The organism is Stenotrophomonas genospecies 5 (genome assembly GCF_054473825.1).
Map to the genome: position 1 here is coordinate 848,246 of NZ_JBTMUW010000001.1, position 15,186 is coordinate 863,431.

The 15,186-nt window shown below is 65.9% G+C and carries 9 protein-coding genes; 5 read left to right on the forward strand and 4 right to left on the reverse strand.

Features of this window, described 5'->3' with window-relative positions; translation table 11 throughout:
* The first annotated feature begins 94 nt into the window (after positions 1-94).
* The 5 genes from ACX9OW_RS04020 to ACX9OW_RS04040 all read left to right on the forward strand — a co-directional run bounded on the left by ACX9OW_RS04020 (position 95) and on the right by ACX9OW_RS04040 (position 8,928).
* A complete protein-coding gene (locus ACX9OW_RS04020) occupies positions 95-1,480 on the forward strand; it encodes an NAD-dependent succinate-semialdehyde dehydrogenase (protein WP_164152614.1) in 1,386 nt (461 codons plus the stop codon).
* Between the two features lie 64 nt (positions 1,481-1,544).
* Entirely contained in the window at positions 1,545-3,185 is a 1,641-nt protein-coding gene (locus ACX9OW_RS04025) for an acetolactate synthase large subunit (RefSeq protein ID WP_459061974.1), read from the forward strand.
* A 169-nt stretch (positions 3,186-3,354) separates the two neighbouring features.
* Entirely contained in the window at positions 3,355-4,866 is a 1,512-nt protein-coding gene (lysS, locus tag ACX9OW_RS04030; RefSeq protein WP_053520221.1) for a lysine--tRNA ligase, read from the forward strand.
* A gap of 206 nt (positions 4,867-5,072) precedes the next feature.
* Positions 5,073-6,212 carry an HD domain-containing phosphohydrolase gene (locus ACX9OW_RS04035; protein WP_459061975.1) on the forward strand — a complete coding sequence of 380 codons (1,140 nt, stop codon included), beginning with the start codon at positions 5,073-5,075 and terminating at the stop codon, positions 6,210-6,212.
* A 1-nt stretch (position 6,213) separates the two neighbouring features.
* Positions 6,214-8,928 (forward strand): response regulator, encoded by a 2,715-nt coding sequence (locus ACX9OW_RS04040; protein ID WP_080375356.1) that lies wholly within the window; start codon positions 6,214-6,216, stop codon positions 8,926-8,928.
* Between the two features lie 12 nt (positions 8,929-8,940).
* Here ACX9OW_RS04040 and ACX9OW_RS04045 read toward each other — a convergent pair whose 3' ends face one another.
* The 4 genes from ACX9OW_RS04045 to betB form a co-directional block, all read right to left on the reverse strand.
* Positions 8,941-9,810: a crotonase/enoyl-CoA hydratase family protein gene (locus ACX9OW_RS04045; protein ID WP_053520223.1), complete on the reverse strand. Its 870-nt coding sequence runs from the start codon at positions 9,808-9,810 to the stop codon at positions 8,941-8,943.
* A gap of 205 nt (positions 9,811-10,015) precedes the next feature.
* Positions 10,016-11,692 carry a long-chain fatty acid--CoA ligase gene (locus ACX9OW_RS04050; protein ID WP_279942280.1) on the reverse strand — a complete coding sequence of 559 codons (1,677 nt, stop codon included), beginning with the start codon at positions 11,690-11,692 and terminating at the stop codon, positions 10,016-10,018.
* Positions 11,693-11,905: 213 nt separating this feature from the next.
* A complete protein-coding gene (betA, locus tag ACX9OW_RS04055; RefSeq protein WP_053520386.1) occupies positions 11,906-13,588 on the reverse strand; it encodes a choline dehydrogenase in 1,683 nt (560 codons plus the stop codon).
* 88 nt (positions 13,589-13,676) lie between these two features.
* Entirely contained in the window at positions 13,677-15,149 is a 1,473-nt protein-coding gene (gene betB / locus ACX9OW_RS04060) for a betaine-aldehyde dehydrogenase (RefSeq protein ID WP_279942281.1), read from the reverse strand.
* Between the last annotated feature and the right edge of the window lie 37 nt (positions 15,150-15,186).

A 15,186-nucleotide genomic window follows, 5' to 3' on the forward strand; every position in this document is an offset into this window, starting at 1 on the left:
GATAAGCAGACGCCTTGTTGCGCGGCAGCTTCGGGTCCACATTCCTGACAGGAGACGGGCAATCGGCCCGTTGCCGAGACAACAGGAGCCCTGCATGTCCGCTGCCCCCGCCATTGCGATTTCCCTCGATCCGGCCACCGGCCAGGAAATCGCCCGCCATCCCTTCGTTACCGACACCGAGCTGGAGGTGATCCTCGATCGAGGCCAGGCCGGCTTTGCCGCCTGGAGCGCGCAGTCGCTGGAGCAGCGCGCCGATGTACTGCGTGCGATGGCCGCGGTCCTGCGCCGCGACCGCGAATCGCTTGCGGCGCTGGCCACCGCCGAGATGGGCAAGGTCCATGCCGAATCGTTGGCCGAAATCGAGAAGTGCGCGGTGCTCTGCGAGTGGTATGCGGATAACGGCGCACAGTATCTGCGCGACGAGCCGACGCTGGTTCCCGATGACAAGGCCTACGTGTCCTACCTGCCACTGGGCGTGGTGCTGGGCATCATGCCGTGGAATTTCCCGTACTGGCAGGTGATGCGCGCAGCCGTGCCGATCCTGATGGGTGGCAATGGTTTCCTGCTCAAGCCGGCCGAGAACATCGTCGGTACCGCCCATCTGCTCGATGCCGCCTGGCGCGACGCGGGCCTGCCGGAAGGCACCTTCATCGCCGCCAACATCAGCCGTGAGGGCACCAGTCGTGCCATCGCCGATGACCGCATCGCAGCTGTCACCCTGACCGGCAGCGTCGGCGCAGGCCGCAGCATTGCCGCGCAGGCCGGGCAGGCATTGAAGAAGGTCGTGCTGGAACTGGGGGGCTCGGACCCCTTCATCGTGCTGGACGATGCCGACCTCGACGCGGCGGTGGATGCGGCACTCGCCTCGCGCTTCCAGAACACCGGACAGGTCTGCATCGCCGGCAAGCGCATCATCGTCGAGGACGGCGTGTACGACCGTTTCGTGGCGCAGTTCTGCGCGAAGGTGCAGGCGCTGACCGTCGGTGATGGCCGTGAACCGGGCAACCGCATCGGTCCCATGGCCCGGCAGGACCTGCTCGAGCAGCTCGATGCGCAGGTGCGTGCATCGGTAGAGGCCGGTGCGCAGCTGCTGGTCGGCGGTCATCAGCTGGATCGTCCGGGCAGCTTCTATGCCCCCACGGTGTTGGCCGGTGTCGAGCCGGGCATGCAGGCGTTCGATACCGAGACCTTCGGCCCGGTGGCTTCGATCAGCCGCGCACGCGATGCCGATCATGCGGTGGAGCTGGCCAACCAGAGCGAATTCGGCCTCAGCGGCAACCTGTGGAGCGGCGATCGCGAGCGCGCGATGCGGCTGGCACGCAGGCTGCAGACCGGGGGCGTGTTCGTCAACGGCTTCTCCGCGTCCGACCCGCGCGTGCCGATCGGTGGCGTGAAGAAGAGTGGCTTCGGCCGCGAGCTGTCGCATTTCGGCATCCGCGAGTTCGTGAACGCGCAGACCGTGTGGTTCGACCGTCGTTGACGCACGGCTTGCATCCTTCCTGTAACGATCCACCACCAGTCCAGTGAAGAGGGACGGCATTCCCATGTCCAAGGGTTCAGATCTGCTTGTCGCGGCGCTCGAGAACGAGGGCGTCGAACGTATTTTCGGTATTCCCGGCGAAGAGAACCTCGATGTCGTCGAGTCGCTGCGCCATTCCAGCATCGAGCTGGTCATCACCCGCCATGAGCAGGCGGCGGTGTTCATGGCGGCCACCTACGGACGCCTGACCGGCAAGCCGGGCGTGTGCCTGGCCACGCTCGGCCCGGGTGCCCTCAACTTCACCACCGGTGCGGCCTACGCGCTGCTGGGCGCATGGCCGGTGATCATGATCACCGGGCAGAAGGGCATCGTCGCCAGCAAGCAGGCGCGCTTCCAGATCGTCGACATCGTCAGCACGATGAAGCCGCTGACCAAGCAGGCGCGGCAGATCGTATCGGCGCGCACCATCCCGACCATCGTCCGCGAGGCATTCCGTGTCGCGCAGGAAGAACGTCCGGGCCCGGTTCTGCTGGAACTGCCGGAGGACATCGCGGCCACTGAAGTCGAGGATGTGGCATTGATCCCGACGCATGCGGTGGATCGACCGATCGCCAGTCCCGAGGCGCTCGATCGCGCCGCGCAGATCATCCGCAATGCGAAGCGTCCGCTGCTGATGATCGCCTCCGCGGCGTCACGGCCGCAGTCCAGCGACGCGCTGTCAGCCTTCGTACTGCGTGCCGGCATTCCCTTCTTCACCACGCAGATGGGCAAGGGTGCGGTGGCGGGCGGATCAGGCCTGTACATGGGGACTGCCGCGCTGACCGAACGCGACTATGTGCATATGGCCATCGACCAGGCCGACGTGATCGTCACCATCGGCCATGAAGTGACCGAGAAGCCGCCTTTCGTGATGCGGCCGGGCGGACCGACCGTCATCCACATCGGCTATTCGCAGGCGGCGGTCGAGCAGGTCTACTTCCCGCAGGTGGAGGTGATCGGCGATATCGGCCGTTCGCTGACCCGGCTGGCCGACCGCATCGAAGGCCAGGTGGCCCATGCCGATGCGCTGCTGCCGCTGCGGGCCACCATCCTCGACCATCTCGCCGACCGTGCCGAAGAGGCCCGGTTCACCCCGCAGCGGCTGGTCCACGACGTGCGCCGGGTGATGCCGCCCGACGGCATCGTGGCGCTGGACAACGGCATGTACAAGATATGGTTCGCGCGCAATTACCGCACCCAGGTAGCCAATACGCTGCTTCTGGACAATGCGCTTGCCACGATGGGCGCGGGCCTGCCCTCGGCGATCATGGCCTCGATCCTGTACCCGCAGCGCCGGGTGCTGGCGGTGTGTGGCGACGGCGGCTTCATGATGAACAGCCAGGAGCTGGAAACCGCGCGGCGGCTGGGGCTGAACCTGGTGGTGCTGATCCTCAACGATGGTGCCTACGGCATGATCCGCTGGAAGCAGGCGGTGGATGGCTTCACCGACTATGGGATGACCTTCGGCAATCCTGACTTCGTCAGGTACGCCGAGGCCTATGGTTGCAAGGGCCACGAAGTGACGGCCATCGAGCAGTTCATCCCGACGCTGGAGGCGGCGTTCAACGAAGGCGGGGTGCACCTGGTGTCGGTGCCGATCGACTATTCGGAGAACGAGCGGGTGCTGGTGGATGAATTGCGGCAGGCGTTCCCCGGGAATGCCTGAGGTAGCGCCGGGCCACGCCCGGGGATTCCTGCCGACTGACCGCCGGGCATGGCCCGGCGCTACCGGGCCGTGGGCGCCGGCCAGGGCCGGGGCAGGGTGGTTTTGCTATGCTGTGCAGCCGGCCGTGCCGGGCGCAAGACTCCCCCAACTACACGATTCCCGCAGATCCATGAGCGAAGCTACCGAAACCCCTTCCGTCGACGAAAACAAGTTGATCGCCGAGCGCCGCGAGAAACTCAAAGCGCTGCGCGGGCAGGGGATCGCGTACCCGAACGACTTCCGTCGCGAGGACTTCGCCGGCCAGCTGCAGGACGAGTACAGCGACGCCGAAACCTGGACCGCCGAGGCCCTGGAAGCCAATGGCCGCCAGGTGCGCATGGCCGGACGCCTGATGGCCAAGCGCATCATGGGCAAGGCCAGCTTCGCCCAGATCCAGGACGAGTCCGGCCGCATCCAGCTGTTCCTGCAGGGCGCGGCCCTGGGCGATGACTACGCTGCTTTCAAGGGCTGGGACGTGGGTGACATCATCGCCGTCGAGGGCGGCCTGACCCGTACCCGCACCGGTGAACTGTCGGTCAAGGCCGCAACGATCCGACTGCTGACCAAGTCGCTGCGTCCGCTTCCGGACAAGTGGCATGGCCTGGCCGACGTCGAGCAGCGCTACCGCCAGCGTTACGTCGATCTGATCGTGACCCCGGAGTCGCGCGCGGTGTTCATCAAGCGCTCGAAGATCATCCGTGCCATGCGCGCGTGGCTGGACAACCGCGACTTCCTCGAAGTCGAGACGCCGATGATGCATTACATCCCCGGCGGTGCGGCGGCCAAGCCGTTCACCACCCATCACAACGCGCTGGACCTGGACCTGTACCTGCGCGTAGCGCCGGAGTTGTACCTGAAGCGCCTGACCGTCGGTGGCCTGGAGCGGGTGTACGAAATCAACCGCAATTTCCGCAATGAAGGTGTCAGCACCCGGCACAACCCGGAGTTCACCATGATGGAGCTGTACGAGGCCTACGCCACGTACAACGAGATCATGGACCTGACCGAAGGCGTGATCCGGGACGTGGCCAGGACGGTGAACGGCACTACCGAAGTGGAGTGGGACGGCGCGAAGATCGATCTCGGCCCGGCGTTCCGCCGCTGGCGGATGGACGAGGCCGTGCGGCACCACAATCCGGAGATCTCCGCTGCCGACTGCACCGACCGCGAAGCGCTGCTGCGGCACTGCGAGCGCCTGAAGATCAAGGTCAAGCCGTCCTACGGCTGGGGCAAGCTGCTGCTGGAGATCTTCGAAGCCACCGTCGAGCACACCCTGATCCAGCCCACCTTCATCACCGATCATCCGGTGGAGGTCTCGCCGCTGGCGCGTGCCAACGACAACGACCCCGGCTACACCGATCGCTTCGAGCTGTTCGTGAACGGCAAGGAGCTGGCCAACGGCTTCTCCGAGCTGAACGACCCGGAGGATCAGGCCCAGCGTTTCCAGGCCCAGGTGGCCGCCAAGGAGGGGGGCGATGACGAGGCCATGCACTACGACGCCGACTACATCCGCGCGCTGGAGTACGGCATGGCGCCGACCGGCGGCCTCGGCATCGGCGTCGACCGCCTGGTGATGCTGCTGACCGGCAGCAGCTCCATCCGCGACGTGCTGCTGTTCCCGTACATGCGTCCGGAGCACTGAGCCGGGGTTTTGTGACTCCCGTTTGTGCGCGCCGTCCCGAAACGGGACGGCGCAATTGACGTCTCTGGCACTCGGCGTATCGTAATTGCACTACCTTGACGCCGGCTATGGCTTGATCGGTGACGGGGAAGAGCGCAATGTGGAGAGCCCGCTTCACAATGTGACCACGATCATGAACCGGGACGCATGACACGGGAGTCAGTCCGATGCAGGGTGCCAGCGTGCGCAGCGGCAGCGTTTCCACGCCTGCTGATGACCAAGCGTGGTCGAGAAACCAGGCGGAGTACACGTTGAACATCGTCATCGTCGATGACCAGACCTCCGCGCGGACGATGCTGCGGCACGTCATCGAGGACATCGCGCCGGAACTGAGCGTGCATGACTTCGGCGATCCCCTGACCGCGCTGGCCTGGTGCGAATCGCACCCGGTCGACCTGCTGCTGCTCGACTACCGCATGCCGGAAATGGACGGGCTGGAATTCGCCCGCCGCTTCCGGCGCCTGCCCAAACATCGCGACATCCCCATGATCCTGATCACCGTGGTGGGCGACGAGCCGATCCGGCAGGCCGCGCTGGAGGCAGGCGTGATCGACTTCCTGGTCAAGCCGATCCGCCCGCGCGAACTGCGGGCGCGCTGCTACAACCTGCTGCAGCTGCGCCAGCAGACCGAGAACGTGAAACAGCGCGCGCTGTCACTGGAACAGCGCCTGCTCGCCAGCATGCACGAGGTCGAGGAGCGGGAGCGCGAGACCTTGTCGCGATTGGCTCGTGCGATCGAGTTTCGTGACGCCGGCACCAGTGCCTACCTGGAGCGGATGGCCCGCGTGGCCGGGCTTATCGCCGAGCAGCTGGGCCTGCCGGAAGACGAGGTGCGGCTGATCGAGATGGCGGCGCCCCTGCACGACATGGGCAAGATCGCCATACCGGATGCGGTGCTGCTCAAGCAGGGCAAGCTCAATGAAGAGGAGCTGGCGATCATGCGCCGTCACCCGCGCATCGGCCATGAACTGCTCAGCGGCAGCCAGAACCGCTTCATCCAGGTCGGTGCGCTGATCGCGCTGCGCCACCATGAACGCTACGACGGCAGTGGTTACCCCGATGGGCTGGTAGGCGAAGCGATTCCACTGGAAGCGCGCATCGTTGCCGTCGCCGATGTCTTCGACGCCCTGATTTCCCCGCGTCCATACAAGGAAGCCTGGACGATGGAAGCAACGCTGGCCTATCTGTATGCCCAGCGTGGCCGCCTGTTCGACCCCCGCTGCGTGGATGCGCTGCTGCGGGGCCGCCAGCAACTGCTGGACATCTGCGCGCAGCACTCGACGGCCTCCACGCGACCGGGTGGATGAGATGCAGGACCTGTTCGCACGGCTGAAGCGCCGGCTGTCGCAGCGGCCCGACTCCGAGCACGGGCAGGTGATAGTGCGGATCGCGCTGATCTCGCTGATCCTGGTTTACGTACTGCTGTCCGGGGCCCGGATGCATCGCCTGGAGCAGTACCAGGGCGTGCTCGTGACCGTGCTGACCGGGCTGTCGATATCCCTGCTGCTGTTCGCCTGGTTGCTGTGGAAGCCGGGGCGCTCCGATGCGCGCAGGGTGGTCGGCATGGTCGCCGACTATGGGTTGATGACGGTCGGCATGGTGCAGATGGGCGAGCCTCTGGCCTGGGTCTATGCGGTGGTGATGTGGGTCACGGTGGGCAATGGCCTGCGCTTCGGCAACCGCTACCTGGGCGTGGCGATTGCCATGGCCCTGGTCAGCTTCGGTACCACCGTGCTGTTGACACCGTATTGGCGTGACAACCCCAGCCTGGCCGTGCCCCTGTGGCTGGGCCTGGTGGCGGTTCCGCTGTGCTGCTCCTCCCTGTTGCGACGACGGATGCGACATCCCCCCATGGACACTCCTGCCGTTGAATCCTCCCCGGCCCGGTCGCTGCTGGCCCGGGTGAAGCAACGGCTGTCCGGACGCGAGGACAGCGAGCACGCGCAGAACCTGATCCGCATCGTGATCACCGCGCTGTTCATCAGCTATCTCGGCTGGCGCTACCTGAGCGCGGGTGGCGAGACGCTGACCACGACGTGGCTGATCCTCGCCTTCGAGCTGGCCATCTCGGCGGGCCTGCTGGTGGCGATCCTGGTCGATCCCGGGGTGTCACACGTCCGCCGCGTGATCGGCATGCTGACCGACTACACCTGCATGGCCTGGATCATGACCATCCAGGGTGAGCCGGCAGCTCCGCTGTACGCGGTGATGCTGTGGGTCACGATCGGCAACGGCATGCGCTACGGCAGCACCTACCTGCGGGTGGCAACCGCAATGGGGTGTCTGGCTTTCCTGTGTACCGTGATGCTGTCGCCCTACTGGCGCAGCCACGACTACCTCGGCTGGGGCCTGCTGCTGGGCCTGGGCGCGATTCCGCTGTACTTCGATTCGCTGCTGCATGCCTTGACCCGTGCGGTGGCCGAAGCGCGCCAGGCCAACGAAGCCAAGAGCCGTTTCCTGGCGAACATGAGCCACGAATTCCGTACGCCGCTCAACGGCCTGGCCGGCATGACCGAAGTGCTGGCCACCACGCGGCTGGATGAGGAGCAGCGCGAGTGCCTCAGCACCATCCAGGCGTCCACCCGCAGCCTGCTGGCGCTGGTGGAGGAGGTGCTGGACATCTCGGCGATCGAGGCCGGCAAGGTCCGGGTGGAATGGCATGAGTTCGCGCTGGCCGACGTGCTGCAGGCGATCAACCTGATCCTCACCCCGCAGACGCGTTCCAAGTCATTGGAGTATCGCGTCGACGTGGACGACAACGTTCCGCCACGGTTGTTCGGCGACGCCGGCCATCTGCAGCAGATTCTGCTGAATCTGATGGGCAACGCGGTGAAGTTCACCGACAGTGGCTTCGTCCATCTGCGTGTCAGCAGCCATGACGAGCGTGGCAGCGAGCGTGCCCGGCTGCGTTTCGAGATCCTCGACAGCGGCATCGGCGTACCCGTGGCCCTGCGCAGCCGCCTGTTCAACGCCTTCGAGCAGGCCGACGTCGGCCTGGCCCGCCGCCATGAAGGCACCGGACTCGGTACGGCGATCGCCAAGGGGCTGGTCGAATCGATGGGCGGGCAGGTCGGTTACCTGCCGAACACCCCGCGCGGCAGCGTGTTCTGGGTGGAAATCGCGCTGGACGTGGCGCCGACGCCGGACGTGCAGGGCGAGCTGCCGGAGGGCGGCAACGTCATTGCGTTCTCCAATCCATTCCTGCGCCATCGAGCCCGTGTACGCAGCCTGCGGGTGCTGGTTGCCGATGACCATGCCGCCAACCGCATGGTGCTGCAGCGGTTGCTGGAGAAGGCCGGCCACAAGGTCACATGCGTCAATGGTGGGGTCGAGGTGCTCGACGCTCTCGAGCAGGCCAATTACGACGCAGCCATCGTTGATCTGCACATGCCCGGCATGAGCGGCCTGGACCTGCTCAAGCAGCTGCGGGTGATGCAGGCCAGTGGCCTGCCGTATGTGCCGGTGATGGTGCTCAGCGCCGATGTCACCCCGGAATCCATCCTGCGCTGTGAGCAGGCAGGTGCACGTGCATTCCTGGCCAAGCCGGTCGTCGCGACGCGTCTGCTGGAGGTGTTGGCCGATGTGGCCGCCAACACGCGTACCGAGCCGGGCATCCAGTCGGTACCGGCCATGGAGGTCGGTGACGGCGTACTCGACACCGCCGTGCTGGACGAGCTGGCGTCACTGGGCATGGGCGATGGCTTCGAACGCAAGTTCATCGACCAGTGCCTGGTCGATGTGGACGCGAGCATGGCGCAGATGCAGGCCTGTGGCGAGCGGCTGGACTGGGAGGACTTCCGCGAACACGCCCACGCCCTGCGTGGCGTGGCGAGCAACCTGGGCCTGGTCCAGGTTGCTGCCGCCAGTGGCGAGATGATGCGCATGGCCGACTGGCAATTGAAGGCCGAGTGGACAATGCGCCTGTCCAGCCTGGTAGGTGCACTGCGCATCGGCAGGAAAGCGCTGGCGTCCCGCGTCGCAGGCATCCAGCAACGCGACGACGGGGAACGCACGCCCTCCTGACCGCGAGGTCTGTCAGCCCGCCTCGCCATTGCGGCGGGCCTGGGCGCGGACCAGCCGGTCCATGGTCCGCAGCGACTTCTCGCCCAGCTGCATGGCGGTGTCGACCCAGATCTCGGTGATGCGCATCATTTCGTGCAGCGGCACCATGGTGGCGATCTCGTTCACTTCGCGCATCGCCGCCCAGGCGTGCGGAATGCGCCGGCTGTCCCGGATCACCTGTTCGACCGCCGCAACGCCTTCGCCCACCGGCACGACGACATCCACCAGGCCCATGTCCTTCAACTGCCGGGCGGTGAAGAGGTTGCCCTCCAGCATGATCTTCTCGGCCAGCCGCGGGCTGACCCGCTGGCACAGGAAGGAGTAGGCGCCCATGCCCGGGAACAGGTCGAACAGCACCTCCGGCAGTCCCATCAGCACGCCTTCTTCGGCGACGATGGTATGGCAGCTAAGCGCGGCCTCGAAGCCGCCGCCCAGTGCATTGCCCTGGACCAGCGCGATGCTGTGGGCGCGTGCGCCCAGCCCGGCGTGGAACGCATGCACGCCGCGCACGCAGCGCTGCGCATAGTCGAGCAGGCGGGCACGGTCGCCCTCGCGGATCAGCCGGCAGAACAGTTCCAGGTCGCCGCCCAGGTTGAATACGTCACTATCGGAGGCCAGGACCACGTGAGGCGAGAGAACGTGGGCGGCACTGAGACGGTCTCCCAGTTCACGCTGATAGTCGACGATGTCGTCTACCAGGCGTGAGGCAAAGCACGGGCGGCCCGGCTGGTTGACCAGGTTGGCATGCATGTGGATCCAGTAGACATCCCGTTCGGTTTCCTCGGTGATGCGCAGGGTCGGGTGCTGCGACGGGCGGGTGATGATAGGGCGTACTGCAGACATGGGTGTTCTCCGAGTGACCGTCCGGCCAACCGCAGAGCGGACGGAGAGATGGAATGTGAGGGAGTGGGCGGAACGTGCGGTGGCGAGTGATTCTATGCACCGCTCGTGAACCGCCTGCAAGCGGCCGCCGCCCGCGCTGGCCGCCAACGAAAAGGGCCCCGCCGTCGCCGGCGGGGCCCTGATCTGCGTCGAACCGTGGAAACCCTTACTGCGCGGGCGTATCGCGCAGCTCGCGACGGAGGATCTTGCCGACATTGGTCTTCGGCAGTTCCTTGCGGAACTCCACGATGCGCGGGTGCTTGTAACCGGTCAGATTTGCCCGGGCATGCTCCTTGACCATTTCGGCGGTCAGGTTCGGATCCTTCTTCACGATCACCACCTTGACCACTTCGCCGGACTTCTCGTCCGGCACGCCGACCGCGGCCACTTCCAGCACGCCGGGCATCATCGCGATGACGTCTTCGACCTCGTTCGGATACACATTGAAGCCGGACACCAGGATCATGTCCTTCTTGCGGTCGACGATGTAGAAGAAGCCCCGTTCATCCATCCTCGCCATGTCGCCGGTATGCAGCCAGCCGTCACTGTCGATCGCCTGGGCGGTCTCTTCGGGGCGCTGCCAGTAGCCCTTCATCACCTGCGGGCCCTTGATGCACAGCTCGCCCACCTCACCCAGCGGCAGGATGTTGCCGTTGTCGTCCTTGATGCACGCATCGGTGGACGGGATCGGCAGGCCGATGGAGCCGTTGTACTCCGGCAGGGTAAGCGGGTTGATGCAGGCGGCCGGCGAGGTTTCGGTCAGGCCGTAGGCCTCGACCAACGTCACCCCGGTAACCTTCTTCCAGCGCTCGGCCACAGCGCGCTGCACCGCCATGCCGCCGCCCAGGGTGAACTTCACCGACGAGAAATCGATCTCATCGAAACCGGGCGTATTGAGCAGACCGTTGAACAGCGTGTTGACGCCGGTGATGGCGGTGAAGCGCGTGCCCTTGAGCTCCTTGACGAAGCCCTTCATGTCGCGCGGATTGGTGATCAGGTGATTGCAGCCGCCGAACTTCATGAAGACCAGACCGTTCGCGGTCAACGCGAAGATGTGGTACAGCGGCAGCGCGGTGATGATCACTTCCTTGCCCGGCTCGATGCCGGAGGTCGACAGCCATGCCGAGGCCTGCTGCATGTTGGCGATCAGGTTGCGGTTGGTCAGCATCGCGCCCTTGGCCACGCCGGTGGTGCCGCCGGTGTACTGCAGGAACGCCACGTCGTCGTGGTCGATCTCGACCTCGGGCAGGGTGTGGCGGCTGCCGAGCTTGAGTGCCTGCTTGAAGCGGATGGCGCCCTTCACGTGATAGTTGGGCACCATCTTCTTGACGTACTTCAGCACGAAGTTGACGATCGCGCCCTTCGCGCCGAGCAGATCGCCCAGGCCGGTGGTGACCACCTGCCTGACCGGCGTGTCGGCGATGACCTGCTGGACGGTATCGCCGAAGTTGTCGACCACCACCAGCACCGAGGCGCCGGCGTCGACCAGCTGGTGCTTGAGTTCGCGTGCGGTATACAGCGGGTTGACGTTGACCACGGTCAGGCCCGCACGCAGCACGCCGAAGGTGGCGACCGGGTACTGCAGGCAGTTGGGCATCATCAGGGCGACGCGGTCGCCCTTCTTGAGCTTGAGCTCACCCAGCAGGTAGGCCGCGAACTGGTCAACCAGCGCATCGGTCTCGCCATAGGTGAGGACCTTGCCGAAACTGGAGTAGGCGGGGCGGTCGCGGTACTTGGCGACGGAGGCGTCGAAGACGGAGGCTACCGAATGGAATTCGTTGACGTCGATCTCGGCGGGAACGCCTTTCGGATAGCTCTGCAGCCAGGGACGATCCAGACTCATATTCCCCCTCCAGGAATCGTGATTGTTGGGTCCGACCCTGAGCGTACTGACAGCGGCCGGTCATTGCAGCATACCCCGCCGTAGGGGAAACGCGAAGAGGGCATCGCGCGACGGCCTGTGCGATCGCGTCAAATGCCGCCGGGCATGGCCCCGCGCCACCGAACTGGCAGCGCTGGGCCATGCCCGGCGGGTGTTTCAGGGTGCGTGCGGTGCTCAGCCCTGCCTGCGCACCGGCGCACCATTGGCCTTGTAGTAGGGCGCGGTGCTGCGGGGCAGCGGCGCACGGCCGCGGATCACGTCGGCGAGCTTTTCGGCGATCATGATGGTCGGCGCGTTGAGATTGCCGGTCACCACCTGCGGCATGATCGAGGCGTCGACGATGCGCAGGGCCTCCAGACCATGCACGCGGCCCTGGCCGTCCACCACCGCCATCGGATCATCGGCGTGGCCCATCTTGTTGGAGCAGGACGGGTGGTATGCCGTTTCAGCATGCTCACGGACGAACGCGTCGATCTGCGCATCGGTCTGCAGTGCACTGCCCGGCGAAATCTCGCGGCCGCTGTATGGAGCCAGTGCCGGCTGCGCGAAGATCTCGCGGGTGATGCGGATCGCCGCGCGGAACTCGCGCCAGTCCTGGTCGTGCGACATGTAGTTGAACAGGATGCTCGGATGCTCGCGCGGATCCTTGGAGCGGACATGGATGCGGCCCCGGCTGGGCGAGCGCATCGAGCCGACATGCATCTGGAAGCTGTGTGCCTTGATCGGATTGGACCCGTTGTAGTTGATGGCCACCGGCAGGAAGTGATACTGCAGGTTGGGCCAGTCGAACTCGGCATCGCTGCGGATGAAGCCGCCGGCCTCGAACTGGTTGCTGGCGCCGATACCGGTGCCCAGGAACAGCCATTCAGCGCCGATTGCCGGCTGGTTGTACAGCTTCAGCGCCGGCGCCAGCGAGACCGGCTTCTTGCATTCGTACTGGAGATACATCTCCAGGTGATCCTGCAGATTGGCGCCGACGCCCGGCAGGTGATGCACCAGGTCGATGTCGAGGCTGCGCAGCAGATCGGCCGGGCCCACGCCGGAGCGCTGCAGGATCTGTGGCGAGGCGATGGCGCCGCCGCACAACAGCACCTCGCGGCGGGCAGTGGCACGCTGCGGCTGGTCGTTGCGCAGCCACTGCACACCCACCGCGCGCTTGCCGGAGAACAGGATGCGGTCGGTCAGCGCGTGGGTGACGATGGTCAGGTTCGGGCGCGGCCTGGCCAGATCCAGATAGCCGCGGGCGGTGCTGGAGCGGCGGCCCTTCGGCGTGACCGTGCGGTCCATCGGGCCGAAGCCTTCCTGCTGGTAGCCGTTGAGGTCATCGGTGCGCGGATAGCCTGCCTGCACGCCGGCTTCAACCATGGCTGCGAACAGTTCGTTGTTGCCGGCCTTGGGGGTGGTCACCCGCAGCGGGCCATCGCCCCCGTGGTAATCGTTGGGGCCGATGTCGCGGGTCTCGGCCTTGCGGAAGTAGGGCAGGCAGTCCAGATAGGTCCAGTCGTCCAGGCCGGGCATGCTCGCCCAGTTGTCGTAGTCCATCGCGTTGCCGCGGATGTAGCACATGCCGTTGATCAGCGACGAACCGCCCAGGCCTTTGCCACGGCCGCAGTCCATGCGGCGGTTGTTCATGAAGGGCTCTGGATCGGTCTTGTAGGCCCAGTTGTAGCGCTTGCCCTGCAGCGGAAACGCCAGCGCCGCCGGCATCTGGGTGCGGAAGTCGAGCCGGTAGTCCGGGCCACCCGCTTCCAGCAGCAGTACGCTCACATCGGCATCTTCGGTCAGGCGGGTGGCCAGCACGTTGCCGGCCGAACCGGCGCCGATGATGATGTAGTCGTACTCGTTATGGGTGCTCATGGTTGTTCTCCTTCAGGCCGGGACACGCTGCAAACAGGCGTCCCGGCGGAATGTCGGATCGGCGCGGTGGCCGGACGAGGGGCGCGGCTCAGAACACGCTGGCGTAGTCGCCCAGTTCGACCTGCACCGACTTGATGCGGGTGTAGTGGCCCAGGGTCGAGAGGCCGTTCTCGCGGCCGACACCGGACTCCTTGTAGCCACCCACCGGCATTTCGGCTGGCGATTCGCCCCAGGTGTTGATCCAGCAGATGCCGGCTTCCAGGCGATGGATGATGCGGTGGGCGCGGCTGATGTCCTTGCTGACCACGCCGGCGGCGAGGCCGAAGGTGGTGTCGTTGGCGCGGCGGACCACTTCATCTTCGCTGTCATAGGCAAGGATGCTCATGACCGGCCCGAAGATCTCTTCCTTGACGATGGTCATGTCGTCGCGGCAGTCGGAGAACACGGTCGGCAGCACATAGGCGCCCTGGGCCAGCGTGCCGTCGGTGGCACGGCCGCCGCCGATCAGCAGGCGCGCGCCTTCGGTCTTGCCGGTTTCGATGTAGCGCAGCACGTTCTCCATGTGCGGGAAGCTGGTCAGCGGGCCGAAGTTGGTGTCCGCGGCCATCGGATCGCCGATGCGGATGCGCTTGACGCGCTCGACCACGGCGGCCTCGAACGCGGCCAGCATGCCGCGCGGCACAAACACGCGGGTGCCATTGGTGCACACCTGGCCGGAGCTGAAGAAATTGGCCATCACCGCGATGTCGGCGGCGCGGTCGAGATCGGCGTCATCGCAGATCACCAGCGGCGATTTGCCGCCCAGTTCCATGGTCACTTCCTTCAGCGAGGAGGAGGCGGCTGCAGCCATCACCTTCTTGCCGGTGGCCACGCCGCCGGTGAAGGAGATCTTCTCGATCACCGGATGTTCGGTGAGCCAGTTGCCGATTTCGCGACCGGGGCCCTGCACGACATTGAACACGCCGGCCGGCACGCCGGCTTCGGTGTAGATCTCGGCAAGCCGGATGGCGGTCAGCGGCGTGACCTCGGACGGCTTGAACACCATCGCATTGCCGGCGGCCAGCGCCGGCGCCGACTTCCACAGGGCGATCTGGATCGGGTAGTTCCAGGCACCGATGCCGGCGACCACGCCCAGCGGTTCACGGCGGGTGTAGAAGAAGCTGGATTCGCGCAGCGGCAGCTGGATGCCTTCGATGGCGGTCGCCAGGCCGGCGTAATACTCCAGCACATCGGCGCCGGTGACGATGTCCACCGTGGTGGTTTCCGCCAGCGCCTTGCCGGTATCGAGCGTTTCCAGGCGGGCCAGTTCGTCATTGCGCTCGCGCAGGATCTCCACGGCGCGGCGCAGGATGCGCGAACGTTCCATGGCGGTCATTGCCGCCCATGCCTTCTGGCCTTCGGTGGCGCTTTCGACGGCGCGTTCGACGTCGGCCTGGCTGGCGACCTGCACCTCGGCGATGACCTCACCGGTGGCGGGGTTGACCGTGGCGAAGGTCTTGCCGCTGGTGGCATCGACCCGGCGGCCATGGATGTAGAGCTGTTGGACGGGCAGGGTGGTCATGGGGCGTACTCCTCGAAAGGGGGCGGGAAGCTGAAAG